A 12247-nucleotide genomic window follows, 5' to 3' on the forward strand; every position below is an offset into this window, starting at 1 on the left:
GTACCGTGCGCGAACTGCTGCGGCGCGGCGGCGAACCGGCCCGGCTGCGCCGGCACGCGCGCGTCGACCGGCCGCGCCGGGTGGTGCTGCTGGTGGACGTGAGCGGTTCGATGGCGCCGTACGCGGACGCGCTGCTGCGCTTCGCCCACGCGGCGGCGCGGGGCGGCCGTACGGAGGTCTTCACGGTCGGCACGCGGCTGACCCGGGTGACCCGCGAACTGTCCCATCGTGACCCGGACCTGGTGATGGCGGCGGTCGCGGCGGCGGTGCCGGACTGGCGGGGCGGCACCCGGCTGGGCGAGCTGCTGCGCGAGTTCCTGAACCGCTGGGGGCAGCGGGGCATGGCGCGCGGCGCGGTCGTGGTGCTGCTCTCCGACGGCTGGGAGCGCGACGATCCCGCGCTGCTCGGCGCCCAGATGCGCCGACTGCACGCGCTGGCGCACCGGGTGGTCTGGGCCAACCCCCGTAAGGCGCGGCCGGGTTACGCGCCGACGGCTGCGGGGATGGCGGCGGCGCTGCCGAGCGTGGACGCGTTCGTGGAGGGGCACAGCCTGGCGGCGCTGGAACGGCTCGCGGCGGTGGTGCGCGGGACGGACAGCGGTGGGGTGCCGGGGGCGGGGGCGGTGCCGGGGGCGGGGGCCGAGCGGTGAACCCCGGTCCCTTGCTCCCCCGATCCCCCGGCCCCTTGGCCCCTTGGCCCCCGGCCCCTTGGCCCCGAGGAGCCTTCGAGGGCCGTCCCGCTACTCCGGGTCGCCCGCCACCCGTGCGTGCAGATGCTGGTCGTGCCAGCCGTCGGCGTGCAGCAGGGCTTCGCGCATCGTGCCCTCGAAGGTGAAGCCGGCCTTCTCGGCGACCCGGCAGGAGGCGGGGTTGGCGGTGGAGTGGCACAGGCGGAGGCGGTGCAGGCCCAGCTCGTCGAGGGACCAGCGGGTGAGGCGCCGGGTCGCGGTGACGGCGAGCCCTGCGCCGCGCGCCTCGGGCAGCAGCCAGTAGACGAGTTCCGCGGCGCCGCCCGCGAGGTCGATGTCATTGAGCCCGATCAGTCCGATCGCGGCGCCGCCGGTCCTGGCGACGGCCCAGACGGCACCGGTCTCGCCCCGCCACCGCTCGTGCATCCGCTCGATCCGGCGCCAGGCGTCGGCGTGGTCGGCGACGGTGAACAGGTTCCACCGCCCGATCGCCGGATCCCGCGCGGCGGCCAGCAGCGCGTCGGCGTCGTCCGGGCTCCAGGGCCGCAGCTCGGCACCCGCCGCGAGGTCGAGCACGGGCTGCCCGCCGTCGGCCATGCGGCCCGTGGGTACGACGTCGGGTACGCCTGCGCTGGAGATCATCCGGTGATGATCGCACGCCGTACTACCGCTGGGGCAGCCGGTGCAGGGTCACCTCGGCGAGCGCCCCGCCCTCGATCTCGGCCGTCATGTAGGTGCGGAACGGCTGGCGGCGGCGGTCGGTCGGCGAGCCGGGGTTGAGCAGCCGGAGCCCGCCGGGGGCCGTGCTGTCCCAGGGGATGTGGCTGTGCCCGAACACCAGCACGTCCAGGTCGGGGAAGCGGGCGGCGCAGCGGGCCTCGCGGCCCCGTGCGGCTCCGGTCTCGTGCACCGCCGCGAAGCGCAGGCCGTCGAGTTCGGCGTACGCCACCTCGGGCAGCCGGGCGCGCAGTTCGGGCCCGTCGTTGTTGCCGTACACCCCGATCAGCCGGCGGCTGCGGCTCTCCAGCAGGTCGAGCGTGGCGGTGTCCACCCAGTCCCCGGCGTGGAACACGACGTCCGCGCGCGGGAGTTCGTCCAGCAGCCCCTCCGGGAGCCGCTTGGCGCGCCGGGGCAGATGCGTGTCGGACATCAGCAGGAGTCGCACGGCTTCAGCATGCCCCCTTCGCCGACCGCCTCAGCCGCCGTGCACCCGCGAGGGCGGCACACGCGGCCGCTCCCGCGCCGACGGCCGTGGTGGCGGGGTGCCGCAGCAGGGCCTCCTGCCAGGAGTCGGCGTGCGCGCGGTCGTCGAACGCGCCATGGGCGCCCCGGTCCGCCCCGGGGTCTTGGTCGATCGGCGTGAAGAGGTTGTCCTCGCCGGTGGGCGGAACACCGGTCGTCTGCTGGGCGTCGTAGCCGGTGCGGGCCAGGTAGCGGTCGAGGAGGGCGGGGAAGAGCCGGTTCGCCCAGATGGTGGCCACCGTCGAGGCGCCCACGTAGTACTGCTTGCGGCGGGGATGGTCGGCCGCGTACACGACACCGCGCGCGGCTACCTCCGGCTGGTAGATCGGCGGGACCGGCATGGGGTGGTGGTCCAGGCGGTTGCGGACCCAGCCGAACTGCGGGGTGTTGACGGCGGGCATCTGGGCGACGGTGATGTGCACCCGGCTGCCCCGGTGCAGGAGTTCGGTGCGCAGGGACGAGGTGAAGCCGTTGACGGCGTGCTTGGCGCCGCAGTACGCGGACTGCAGCGGGATCGAGCGTTCGCCGAGCGCGGAGCCGACCTGCACGATAGTGCCGCGGTCGCGCGGCAGCATCCGGGCGAGGGCGGCGCGAGTGCCGTTGACGAAGCCCAGATAGGTCACGTCGGTGACGCGCCGGTACTCCTCCGGGGTGATCCGGTCGAAGGGCGCGAACACGGAGGCGAAGGCGCAGTTGATCCAGACGTCGATCGGGCCGAACCCCCGCTCGGCGGCGGCCGCGACGGCCTCCGCCTGTGCCGGGTCGGCCATGTCGGCGGGCCGCACGAGGGGGCGGCCGCCGAGCGCCGCGATCTCGTCGGCGACCGCTTCGAGGCCGCTCTCGCCCCGCGCGACCAGGACGACGTCGGCCCCGCGCCGGCCGTAGCGGCGCGCGGTGGCGCGACCGATCCCGGCACTCGCACCGGTGATGACGACGGTCGTGGGCATGGCGCTCGACTTCCTTTCCTGATGGTTGAGTTCACCGCACCCGGTACGGCTGCGCACGCTCCTCGGCGAGGGCGGCGGCGCGCAGCCAGCCGGTGATGCCGCCGCAGCGGGTGGCATCGGCCTGGAGGCAGTCGTCGGCTCCGGCGTCGATCAGCTGCGCGAAGTACGGGAGCGGGTAGCCGTATTCACCGGCGGTGTCGTCCGTCGGGAGCCGGTGGCGCAGGTCGGCGAGGGTGGCGAGGTGGTCGCAGGAGACGGGTTCCTCGAACCAGGTGACACCCGCGTCGGCGAGGGAGCCCGCGAGGCGGCGGCCCTGGCCGCCGGTGTAGGCGCCGCTGGCGTCGACGTACAGCTCCGCGCCGTCGCCGGCGGTCACCCGGGCCCGGTCGACGCGTTCGAGGTCGCGTCCGGTACGGCGGCCCCAGGACTCCCCGATCTTGATCTTCACTCGGGGGATGCCCGACTCAGGTGTCCAGTGGCGGAGTTGGCGGTCCTGTCGCTCGGCGTCGTAGGTCGTGAAGCCGCCGCTGCCGTACACCGGTACCTGCCCGTACGCGACGCCGGGCTGCCGGGCGTGGCCGTCCGGGCGATCTCCGCCGTCGGCATCGCTCTGTGGGACCTCAAGCCCCGCCTCCTCGGCCTGCCCCTCGTCCAGTTGCTCGGCGCCGCCCGCGACGGGGGTGTCGGTGGGCAGGGTGTGGACGGCGGTGTCCAGCGCGTCGATGGGCGGCAGGTCGCTCATGCGGGGCTCCTCAGGCGCGGCGCCGCAGCAGGCGCAGGGCGAGTGCGGCGCCCACGGGGAGGGCGGCGGTCGTCGCCCAGCGGGCCGTGCGGGACGGCGGGGACGGGCGGTCGGCCAGTCGCTCGGGGTGGTCGCTCGGCAGGTTGCCGTCGAGGGCGGACGCCAGGGCCTCGGCGAGGTGCAGCGCGCGGCGGCCGGTGCCGCCCTGCTCGATCTGGGTGCGGCAGCTGAAGCCGTCGGCGAGGACCAGGCTGTCGGGCGCGGCGCCCCGTACGGCGGGCAGCACGCCCTGTTCGGCGACGGCCATGGAGACCTCGTGGTGGCCGCGTTCAAAGCCGAAGTTCCCGGCGAGTCCGCAGCAGCCCTCGTCGAGGACGTCGGCGTCGAGGTGGGCCCGCCGCATCAGCGCGCGGTCGGCGTCGTCCTTCAGGACGGCGTGCTGATGGCAGTGGGTCTGTACGAGGGCCCGGCGGGCGAGTGCGGGCGGCCGCCAGTCGTGCGGGGCGTGGTGGACGAGTTGTTCGGCGAAGGTGCGCACCTGCCCGGCGAGACGCCGGACGTCCTGGTCGTCGGGGAGCAGTTCGGGGGCGTCGCAGCGGAGGGCGGCGGTGCAGGAGGGCTCGAGCCCGATCACCGGGGTGCCGGCCTCCAGGTAGGGCCCGAGCACATCGAGCGTGAGGCGCAACACCCGCTCTGCGGCGCCGAGTTGGCCGGTGGAGATCCAGGTCAGGCCGCAGCACACCGGCCGGGTGGGGACGGCGACCCGGAATCCGGCGTCCTCCAGGACCCGGACGGCCGAGCGTCCGATCGCGGGGTGGAAGTAGGTGGTGAAGGTGTCCGGCCACAGCAGGACGGTGCGCGGGTCGGCCGGGTCCGGCGGCTGGTCGGCGCGGGCGCGCCACCACTGCACGAAGGACTCCTCGGCGAACACCGGGGCCGCGCGGGAGCCGTCCACCCCGGCCAGCAGCTTGCCCGCGCGGGCCAGACCGGGCGCGTGCAGCGCGGAGTTGACCAGGGACGGCGCGAGCCGGGACAGCCGGGCCCAGAGCGGGAGCCGGCCGAGGGCGTAGTGCGCGGCGGGCCGGGGGCGGCCCTCGTAGTGGTGGGAGAGGAACTCCGCCTTGAGGGTGGCCATGTCGACGCCGGTCGGGCAGTCGGACGTGCAGCCCTTGCAGGCGAGGCACAGATCGAGGGCGTCGCGTACGGCGGTGGAGCGCCAGCCGTCCTGGATCGCGGAGTCGGCGTGCCCGTTCAGCATCTCGAACAGCAGCCGGGCCCGGCCGCGCGTGGAGTGCTCCTCCTCCCGAGTGGCCCGGTACGAGGGGCACATGACCCCGCCGGAGTGGCTGCGGCAGTTGCCGATGCCGACGCAGCGCAGCACCGCGCGGGTGAAGGAGCGCTCGTCGTCGGGGAAGCCGAAGCGGGTCCGGGGGGTGTCGGGCCGCCAGTCCGCGCCGAGGCGCAACTGCCCGTCGACGGGGTGGGGTCGCACGATCTTCCCGGGATTCATCCGGTCGTCCGGGTCAAAGAGATCCTTCAACTCGCCGAAGGCGCCGACCAGTCGCTCGCCGAACATCCGGGTGAGCAGTTCGCCGCGGGCCTGCCCGTCGCCGTGTTCGCCGGAGAGCGAGCCGCCGTAGGAGGTCACGAGGTCGGCGGCGCGTTCCAGGAAGCGGCGGAAGTCCGCGACGCCCGCGGCGGTCCTGAGGCCGAAGGGGATGCGGGTGTGCACACAGCCCTGCCCGAAGTGGCCGTACACCGAGGGGTGGTCGTAGTCGAACTCCTCGAACAGCCGCTTGAGGTCGCGCAGATAGTCGCCGAGGTGCTCGGGCGGTACGGCGGAGTCCTCCCAGCCCTCCCAGGTCTCGCGGTCGTCCGGCGGGCGCGCGGTGACGCCGAGCCCGGCCTCGCGGGCCCTGAGCATCTTCTGCTCGCGCTCGGGGTCGTCGGAGAAGGCGACGCCGGGGCTCTTCCCGTCGCGGCCGACGGCGCGCAGCAGGGCGTGTGCCTGCCCGTCGACGTCCTCCTGACTGTGGCCGCTGTACTGCACCATCAGCCAACTGTCGCCCTCGGGAAGGATGTCGAGGGAGTCGAGGTAGGCGCCCTCCTCGCGCATCAGCTGGGCCATGCGCCCATCCAGGGCCTCCAGCTGGGTGGGTGAGCAGTGCTCCAGGAGGCGGGGGACGTCGTCGGCGGCGGCGCAGATGTCGTCGTAGCCGAGGACGAGCAGCGACTGGTACGGCGGGACGGGCACCAGGTCGAGTTCGGCGCGCAGTACGGTGACGAGGGTGCCCTCGCTGCCGACGAGCGCCTTGGCCACGTCGAAGCCGTTCTCGGGCAGCAGGGAGTCGAGGTTGTAGCCGGAGACGCGGCGCGGGATCTTCGGGTAGCCGCGGCGGATGTCGGCCAGGTGGTCGGTGGCGATGCGGTCGAGGCCGGTGTACAGCTCGGCGAGCCGGCCGCCGCCCGCGATGATCCGGGCCCGTTCGGCGGGCGGGGTGGGGCCGACCCAGGCGCGCTGCCCGTCATAGGTGAGGATCTCCAGGCGCCGGACGTTGTCGGCGGTCTTGCCGTACGCCTGGGCGGAGGCGCCGCAGGAGTTGTTGCCGATCATGCCGCCGAGCGCGCAGTGGCTGTGGGTGGACGGCTTGGGGCCGAACTGGAGTTGGTGGCGGGCGAGTCGGGCGTTGAGTTCGTCGAGGACGATGCCGGGCTCCACCACGCAGGTGCGCCGCTCGGGGTCCACGGTGATCAGACCGGTGCAGTACTTGCTCCAGTCGATCACCACGGCGGTGTTGGTGGACTGTCCGGCCAGGCTGGTGCCGCCGCCCCGGGACAGGACGGGGGCGGCGAAGCGCGCGCACACCGAGACCGCGCGGGCGCCCGCCTCGACCGTGCGGGGGACGACGACGCCGAGGGGCACCTGCCGGTAGTTGGAGCCGTCGGTGGCGTAGGCGCCGCGGCTGCCCGCGTCGAAGCGGACCTCGCCGTCCACCTCGGCACGCAGGGCGGCGATCAGTGCGGCGCGGTCGGCCGGGCCGCCGGTGCCGCTCCTGTCCCCAGGGGTCATCCGTGCTCCTCGCGTCCGCCGGACCGTCTTCTCCGGTTTCTCCGGCCGCCTTTCCGGGGGGCTCCCGGGCCGTCCGACGAGTACCCGAGACTTCTTCAGGCAAAGCTGAACAGTTTCGGCTGGACAGCCCAGCCTGACGGACCTAGGGTGACCGGCGTGGAAGACATCTCCGACGCGGCGGTCCGGGCGGCACGCGACCTGCGGGTGGCGTTCAGCCGGCTGCGGCGCCGCATCCGCGAGGTCGCCCAGGACGCGGACCTGACTCCGTCGCAGGAGTCGGCGCTGACCCTGGTCGGCAAGCACGGCGCGGCCACCGCGAGCGCGCTGGCCGCCGCCGAGGGGGTGCGCCCGCAGTCCATGGCCACCACGCTGGCCGGGCTGGAGCAGCACGGTCTGATCCGCCGCGCCCCCGACCCGGACGACGGCCGCCGCCAGCTGGTCACCCTGACCGACGCCGGCCGGGCCCGTATCGAGGGCAACAAGCAGGTGCGCGAGGAGTGGCTGGCGCGCGCCTTCCAGGACCGGTACAGCGACGAGGAGCGGCAGACGATCCTCACGGCACTGGAGCTGATGCAGCGGCTGTCGCGGCCGTAGCCGCCGGACGAACACGCGAAACCCCGCAGGACCCTGAACGACCCCGGAAACAACCCCTCGAAAGGCCTGACCGACTCATGTCGCTCACCACGCTCGACCCCCGTACCGCCCTCGTCGTGATCGACCTCCAGCACGGCATCGTGGGCTCCCCCACGCAGCCGCACTCGGGCGCCGACGTGCTGTCCCGCTCGGTGGAGCTGGCCGAGGCGTTCCGCGCCCGGAACCTGCCCGTCGCCCTGGTCCGGGTCTCCTTCGCCGCCGACTTCTCCGACGTCATGCCCGGCCGCACCGAGCAGCAGGGCGGCGGCGCGGCGTTCCCGGAGGGCTGGGACGTCATCGTCGACGAACTGACCGGCCACCCGGGCGACATCCAGGTCACCAAGCACAACTGGAGCGCCCTGTTCGGCACCGACCTGGACGTGCAGCTGCGCCGCCGCGGTGTCACCCAGATCGTGCTGACCGGCATCGCCACCAGCATCGGCGTCGAGTCCACCGCGCGTGACGCCTACGCCATGGGCTACCACGTCACCCTGGCCACCGACGCGATGGCCGACCGCGACGCCGCGACGCACGCCCACAGCGTCGAGAAGATCTTCCCGCGGCTGGGCGAGACCGGCACGACGGCGGAGGTCCTGGAGCTGCTGGCGAAGACGCACGGCTGAACCCCGTCTCCGGTGACGCGTGGCTGAACCCCGCGGCCGGACACCGCGGCGGCCCGGTTCCCTCGTTCGCGCGAGGGGCCGGGCCGGTGCGGTGTCCGGGGCCGCGGGTGTGCCGTGCGCTCAGTCCTCGCCGCGCACGATGGTGTCCTCGGGGCCGTTTCCCTGCCGCCAGTCCCCGGTGCGGTCCGGGACGGCGGGCACACAGGTGCGCACCCCCAGCTCCGGCCGGTCCCGGCGGCTGTGCGCCTGCGCCCACCCCGTCTCGGTCCGCGGTATGTCCGGCTTCTCGGTCGGCTGCGCGATCACGTCGTGTCATCCACCCTCTGCGTACGGCGGCCCCGGACCCGCGTCACGGCCCCGGGGACCTCGCCTGGACTGTCCGCTGCGGGTATCCGCCCGGCCCGCCCCGTAAACGGGGGCCGGGCGGCCGGGGACGCTCAGGTACGGCCGCCGCCCCCGCCGCCGAAGGATCCGCTGGACCCCGGTGACCAGCGCGGACGCCGCTGGTCGTCGGCGCGCCGGGAGCGGATGTTGTCGACCTGGTGCGGGGTGAGCCGCTCACTCTCGCCGCCGGCCCTCGGCACATCGCGGGGCTCGCGCATCTCGCTGGCCTCGCGGACCGGGCCCGTCGGCGGCAGCTTGGGCTGCTCCTGCGGGCTCGGTGGGACGGGCTCGCGCTGACGCACCTTGAAGCCCAGCCGGACCGCCCAGACCAGTCCGCCGACCAGGACGACCCCGGCGACCAGGATGAGGACGTAGCCGAAGACCTGCCTGCTGGTGGCCGCTTCGTACATGGCAGTGTTCATGGACGCCGGGTACCCGGGGCGCGGCGACGAATACCCGCTCGCACGTGGGCCTTTCCCCGGCCACCCATCGGCCCGGCCACCCGTCAGCCCGGTCACCCGTCAGCCCGGTCACCCGTCAGCCCGTGGGCGGCCTCTCCCCCGGCGCCGCGGCGGCGCGCTCCACCTCGGCCTCGATGTCGGCGCGCGGGCGGCCCGTGTCCTTCGCGTACTCGCTCAGCGCGGTCTGCACATCGCGGGCGAGGTCGCGCCAGGCCCGCAGGGCGGTCTCGTAGGTGCCCGACTGAGCGCCGGTCATGCCGCGTTCGGCCGGCGGACCGTACGTCTCCCGCAGCTCCTCGACCATGGTGTGGGCCGCGTCGGCCGCCCGCTGCTTCTGCACCAGTTCCTCGAAGGTGTGTGCCACCCCATCGAATCTAGGCGCGGTCCGGTCGGCGCGCCTGTCCAACCCGCAACCAAGCACCCCGACACGCCCGACGGCGTCCTGGTGGCCGACGCCATGGCTCCGCCGCTGTTCACGACGGCGAGTCGTACGCGTCGTACCCGCCCCGGCCGCACGGCGAGTCGTACCGCCCCCGGCGTCCGGGGACGGGCGGGGGCGCGCTCGCCGTGCGGTGGGCGCCGCCACGGGGGAGTCTTGGTCCGGGACGCGACACGCGGCCGTAGGAGGAGGTGGTCGGCGTGTCCGACGGGCCAGGGCCCGCACGGGCGGCCGCCGCCGGGACACCGGCCGGTGAGCCGGTGCTGTCGGTCGCCCTGGCCGCGATGATGGAGGAGGTGCACGCCCACTCCGGCGCCGTGTACCTGCTCCGACCCGACGAACCGGTCCTGGAGATGGCGGTGCACGCGGGCCTGCCCCGGGCGTTCGCGGCGCCCTGGGAGCGGCTGGGGCTCGGCGCGTCGGTGCCGGTCGCGGACGCGGTGCGCAAGCGGCGCCTGGTGTGGGTGGGCGGCGAGGAGGAGATGGCGGGGCGCTATCCGCGGATCGCGGTGGTGCTGCCGTACCCGTTCGCGTTGGCCGCGCTGCCGCTGGCCACGGCGCACGAGGTGTACGGCGCGGTGTTCGTGACCTGGCCCGGGAGCCATCCGCCGGAGCTGTCCACCGAGGAGCGCGTTCGGCTGACGGCGGCCTGCAAACGGCTGGCGCTGCGGCTCGCCCGGGCCGCGAGGGAGCGCAGGCCCCTGGGCCGTGAGCGCGATCTGCTCGCGGCGCCCGGACCCGAGGTCGCGGGCACCCTGGGCTCCGTGGAGGCCGCGCGGATGGTGGCCCGGCTGCCGTACGGCCTCGCGTCGCTGGATCTGCACGGCCGGATCGGCTACGTCAGCCCGGTCGCCGCCACCCTGCTCGGCAAGACCCCGGGCGAACTGCTCGGCGCCCTGCCGTGGGTCGCGGTGCCCTGGCTGAACGACCCGACCTACGAGGACCGCTACCGGGCCGCGCTGCTGAGCCAGCAGCCGACCTCGTTCGTGGCGCTGCGGCCGCCCGGCGACTGGCTGTCGTTCCGCCTGTATCCGAATCTGACCGGGCTCAGCGTGCGCATCGGCCGGACGCGTCCGATGGCCGACGTGGCACCGGCCGCCGCGCCGGTGGAGGCGGGGCCGTCCCGGCTGGTGACGATCTCCCAGGTGCTGAACCTGGCGGGCGCGCTGACCGAGGCGGTGGGGGTGCGGGACGTGGTGCGGCTGGTGTGGGAGGAGCTGGCGCCCGCGGTGGGCTGCCGGGCGCTGACGATCGCCTCGCCGCAGGGCGGGCGGCTGCATCTGCTGGGGCATCGGGGATACGACGACCCGCGCATGGTGGAGCGGTTCGAGGGGCTGCCGCTGTCCGAGCGGACCCCGGGCATGCGGGCGCTGAGCAGCGGGGTGCCCGCGTTCTTCGAGTCCCGGGAGCAGCTGGAGCGGCTCTACCCGGAGCGGGAGGGGAGCCCGGACGGCTTCGCGGCCTGGGCGTACCTGCCGCTGATCGCCTCCGGGCGGCCGGTCGGCACCTGTGTGCTGGCGTACGCCGAGCCCCGGCTCTTCCCCGCCGACGAACGGGCCGTACTGACCGCCCTCGGCGGGCTGATCGCACAGGCCCTGGAGCGCGCGATGCTCTACGACGCCGAGCACCAGCTGGCGCACGGGCTGCAACAGGCGCTGCTGCCGCACTCGCTGGCGTCGCTGCCGGGCGTGGAGGCGGCGGCCCGGTATCTGCCGGCCACCCATGGCATGGAGATCGGCGGCGACTTCTACGACCTGGTCGCGGCCCGGCCCCTGACGGCGGCGGTGATCGGGGACGTGCAGGGGCACAACGTGACGGCGGCGGGCCTGATGGGGCAGCTGCGCACCGGGGTGCGGGCGTACACCGCGGTGGGGCAGGGCCCGCACGAGGTGATGGCCAGCACCAACCGGCTGCTGATCGACCTGGGCGCGGAACTGTTCGCCAGCTGTCTGTATCTGCGCCTCGACCCGGCGGCCGGGCTCGCCGTGATGGCGCGCGCGGGACATCCGCCGCCGCTGCTGCGGCGGCCCGACGGGCAGGTGCGGGTGCTGGACCTGGCCGGGGGCCCGCTGCTCGGTATCGACGCGGCGGCGGCGTACCCGACGACCGACGTCGCCCTCACGCCCGGTTCGGTCCTCGTCCTCTACACCGACGGCCTGGTGGAATCCCCCGGCGTGGACATCGAGGACGCCCTCGCGGAACTGAGCGCACGCCTCGCGGAGTCGGGCCACCTGCCGCTGGAGGCTCTCGCGGACGAGCTGGTGCGCCGGAGCGTGCCGGCGGGGGCGCGGCGGGACGATGTGGCGCTGCTGCTCCTGCGGGCGCGCGGCGACTGAGAGCGCCCCGCGCCCGGAACAACACGGTCGGCGAGCGATCGATGACGTTCAGTTCCTGACACGTACCGGAATCCCCGCTTCAGCGAATCTGCACATTGAATGCTCAACCAAGGCGCCACGGTCAGCGCTTCTGCACATCCGGGCGCCCCGGGGCCGCCCCGGGCGGATGCCGTGCCGGACGCGCCGCCCGAGGCAACCCCGCGGCCGCGACGATGCCGTGCCGCATGTGAAAAAGTCGCCGACAAGCCGTGCCCGGGCCTGCACGGTTGCAGCCCTTCGTGGATCAAGTTCCCTGGTGAGAGCCCTGATCGAGTGGAGGCGCGGACGGCGCCCGTGCTTTGATCCTTCGCACCGCGGCCCTCCTCCTGTTGATCGCCTGTCGACCGGAGGGGCCCGTTCCCCCCTTGTGAATATCCATATGAAGGGAAGTTCCATCATGAACTCCACCCCCCAGGTCCAGACCGCTGAGATCGCCGACGCCGAGCTGGACGCCGTCTCCGGTGGTCTCCAGGTGAACGCCCTCAACACCGTGACCGGCGCCGTCAACGGCATCGCCCCGGTCTCCGACCTGGCCAACACGGCCATCGGCACGGTCGAGGGTGTCACCGGCCTGAACGTGGCCCCGGTCACCGGCCTGGTCGCCGGTCTCTGACCGAGCCCTCCTTGTCACCCGTCGGTCCC

General features: G+C 74.4%; 13 protein-coding genes and 1 pseudogene. 6 read left to right on the plus strand and 8 right to left on the minus strand.

From position 1 onward, the window contains the following. Positions 1-650, plus strand: a 650-nt coding sequence (locus ACLF5H_RS27550) for a VWA domain-containing protein (protein ID WP_421678705.1), incomplete at its 5' end; no start/stop codon positions are given. A gap of 90 nt (positions 651-740) precedes the next feature. On the opposite strand, the gene ACLF5H_RS27555 is transcribed toward ACLF5H_RS27550, so the two are convergent. From ACLF5H_RS27555 to ACLF5H_RS27570, 4 genes are read right to left on the minus strand one after another with little or no spacing between them, the layout of a single operon-like run. Then, positions 741-1331 (minus strand): GNAT family N-acetyltransferase, encoded by a 591-nt coding sequence (locus ACLF5H_RS27555; protein ID WP_421678706.1) that lies wholly within the window; start codon positions 1329-1331, stop codon positions 741-743. 22 nt (positions 1332-1353) lie between these two features. After that, complete coding sequence (locus tag ACLF5H_RS27560; RefSeq protein WP_421678707.1) at positions 1354-1854, minus strand: metallophosphoesterase family protein; 501 nt, start codon at positions 1852-1854, stop codon at positions 1354-1356. A 4-nt stretch (positions 1855-1858) separates the two neighbouring features. After that, positions 1859-2878 carry an SDR family oxidoreductase gene (locus tag ACLF5H_RS27565; protein WP_421678708.1) on the minus strand — a complete coding sequence of 340 codons (1020 nt, stop codon included), beginning with the start codon at positions 2876-2878 and terminating at the stop codon, positions 1859-1861. Positions 2879-2909: 31 nt separating this feature from the next. Further along, a complete protein-coding gene (locus ACLF5H_RS27570) occupies positions 2910-3416 on the minus strand; it encodes an enolase C-terminal domain-like protein (RefSeq protein WP_421678738.1) in 507 nt (168 codons plus the stop codon). A 36-nt stretch (positions 3417-3452) separates the two neighbouring features. Between ACLF5H_RS27570 and ACLF5H_RS27575 the strand changes: the two are divergent. Next, positions 3453-3503: pseudogene (locus tag ACLF5H_RS27575) on the plus strand (hypothetical protein); the annotation flags it as partial. Positions 3504-3630: 127 nt separating this feature from the next. Here the strand turns inward: ACLF5H_RS27575 and ACLF5H_RS27580 are convergent. Then, entirely contained in the window at positions 3631-6690 is a 3060-nt protein-coding gene (locus ACLF5H_RS27580) for an FAD-linked oxidase C-terminal domain-containing protein (protein ID WP_421678709.1), read from the minus strand. A gap of 156 nt (positions 6691-6846) precedes the next feature. Between ACLF5H_RS27580 and ACLF5H_RS27585 the strand changes: the two genes are divergently transcribed. Continuing rightward, positions 6847-7284 carry a MarR family winged helix-turn-helix transcriptional regulator gene (locus tag ACLF5H_RS27585; protein ID WP_421678710.1) on the plus strand — a complete coding sequence of 146 codons (438 nt, stop codon included), beginning with the start codon at positions 6847-6849 and terminating at the stop codon, positions 7282-7284. Positions 7285-7361: 77 nt separating this feature from the next. Then, a complete protein-coding gene (locus tag ACLF5H_RS27590) occupies positions 7362-7946 on the plus strand; it encodes an isochorismatase family protein (RefSeq protein WP_421678711.1) in 585 nt (194 codons plus the stop codon). Positions 7947-8066: 120 nt separating this feature from the next. Here the strand turns inward: ACLF5H_RS27590 and ACLF5H_RS27595 are convergent, their stop codons facing one another. The 3 genes from ACLF5H_RS27595 to ACLF5H_RS27605 form a co-directional block, all read right to left on the minus strand. Beyond that, positions 8067-8252, minus strand: a complete 186-nt coding sequence (locus ACLF5H_RS27595; protein ID WP_421678712.1) for a hypothetical protein — start codon at positions 8250-8252, stop codon at positions 8067-8069. A gap of 131 nt (positions 8253-8383) precedes the next feature. Beyond that, the gene (locus ACLF5H_RS27600; RefSeq protein WP_421678713.1) at positions 8384-8752 is read right to left on the minus strand and encodes a DUF6479 family protein; all 369 of its coding nucleotides are present in this window, start codon (positions 8750-8752) and stop codon (positions 8384-8386) included. Positions 8753-8867: 115 nt separating this feature from the next. Continuing rightward, entirely contained in the window at positions 8868-9155 is a 288-nt protein-coding gene (locus ACLF5H_RS27605; RefSeq protein WP_421678714.1) for a hypothetical protein, read from the minus strand. 266 nt (positions 9156-9421) lie between these two features. Here ACLF5H_RS27605 and ACLF5H_RS27610 point away from each other — a divergent pair, with 266 nt between their 5' ends. Further along, entirely contained in the window at positions 9422-11566 is a 2145-nt protein-coding gene (locus ACLF5H_RS27610) for a SpoIIE family protein phosphatase (protein WP_421678715.1), read from the plus strand. A 436-nt stretch (positions 11567-12002) separates the two neighbouring features. Then, complete coding sequence (locus tag ACLF5H_RS27615; RefSeq protein ID WP_037652534.1) at positions 12003-12218, plus strand: hypothetical protein; 216 nt, start codon at positions 12003-12005, stop codon at positions 12216-12218. Positions 12219-12247: the final 29 nt, after the last annotated feature.

Origin of the sequence: Streptomyces sp. LaBMicrA B280 (assembly GCF_049222185.1) — a bacterium.
GTDB lineage: Bacteria > Actinomycetota > Actinomycetes > Streptomycetales > Streptomycetaceae > Streptomyces > Streptomyces murinus.

What these genes read in the sequence shown, in the direction of transcription:
- ACLF5H_RS27600 (WP_421678713.1), bottom strand. Translation starts at nt 8,752, where the DNA reads ATGAACACTGCCATGTACGAAGCGGCCACCAGCAGGCAGGTCTTCGGC.
- ACLF5H_RS27580 (WP_421678709.1), bottom strand. Translation starts at nt 6,690, where the DNA reads ATGACCCCTGGGGACAGGAGCGGCACCGGCGGCCCGGCCGACCGCGCC.
- ACLF5H_RS27590 (WP_421678711.1), top strand. Translation starts at nt 7,362, where the DNA reads ATGTCGCTCACCACGCTCGACCCCCGTACCGCCCTCGTCGTGATCGAC.
- ACLF5H_RS27555 (WP_421678706.1), bottom strand. Translation starts at nt 1,331, where the DNA reads ATGATCTCCAGCGCAGGCGTACCCGACGTCGTACCCACGGGCCGCATG.
- ACLF5H_RS27565 (WP_421678708.1), bottom strand. Translation starts at nt 2,878, where the DNA reads ATGCCCACGACCGTCGTCATCACCGGTGCGAGTGCCGGGATCGGTCGC.
- ACLF5H_RS27615 (WP_037652534.1), top strand. Translation starts at nt 12,003, where the DNA reads ATGAACTCCACCCCCCAGGTCCAGACCGCTGAGATCGCCGACGCCGAG.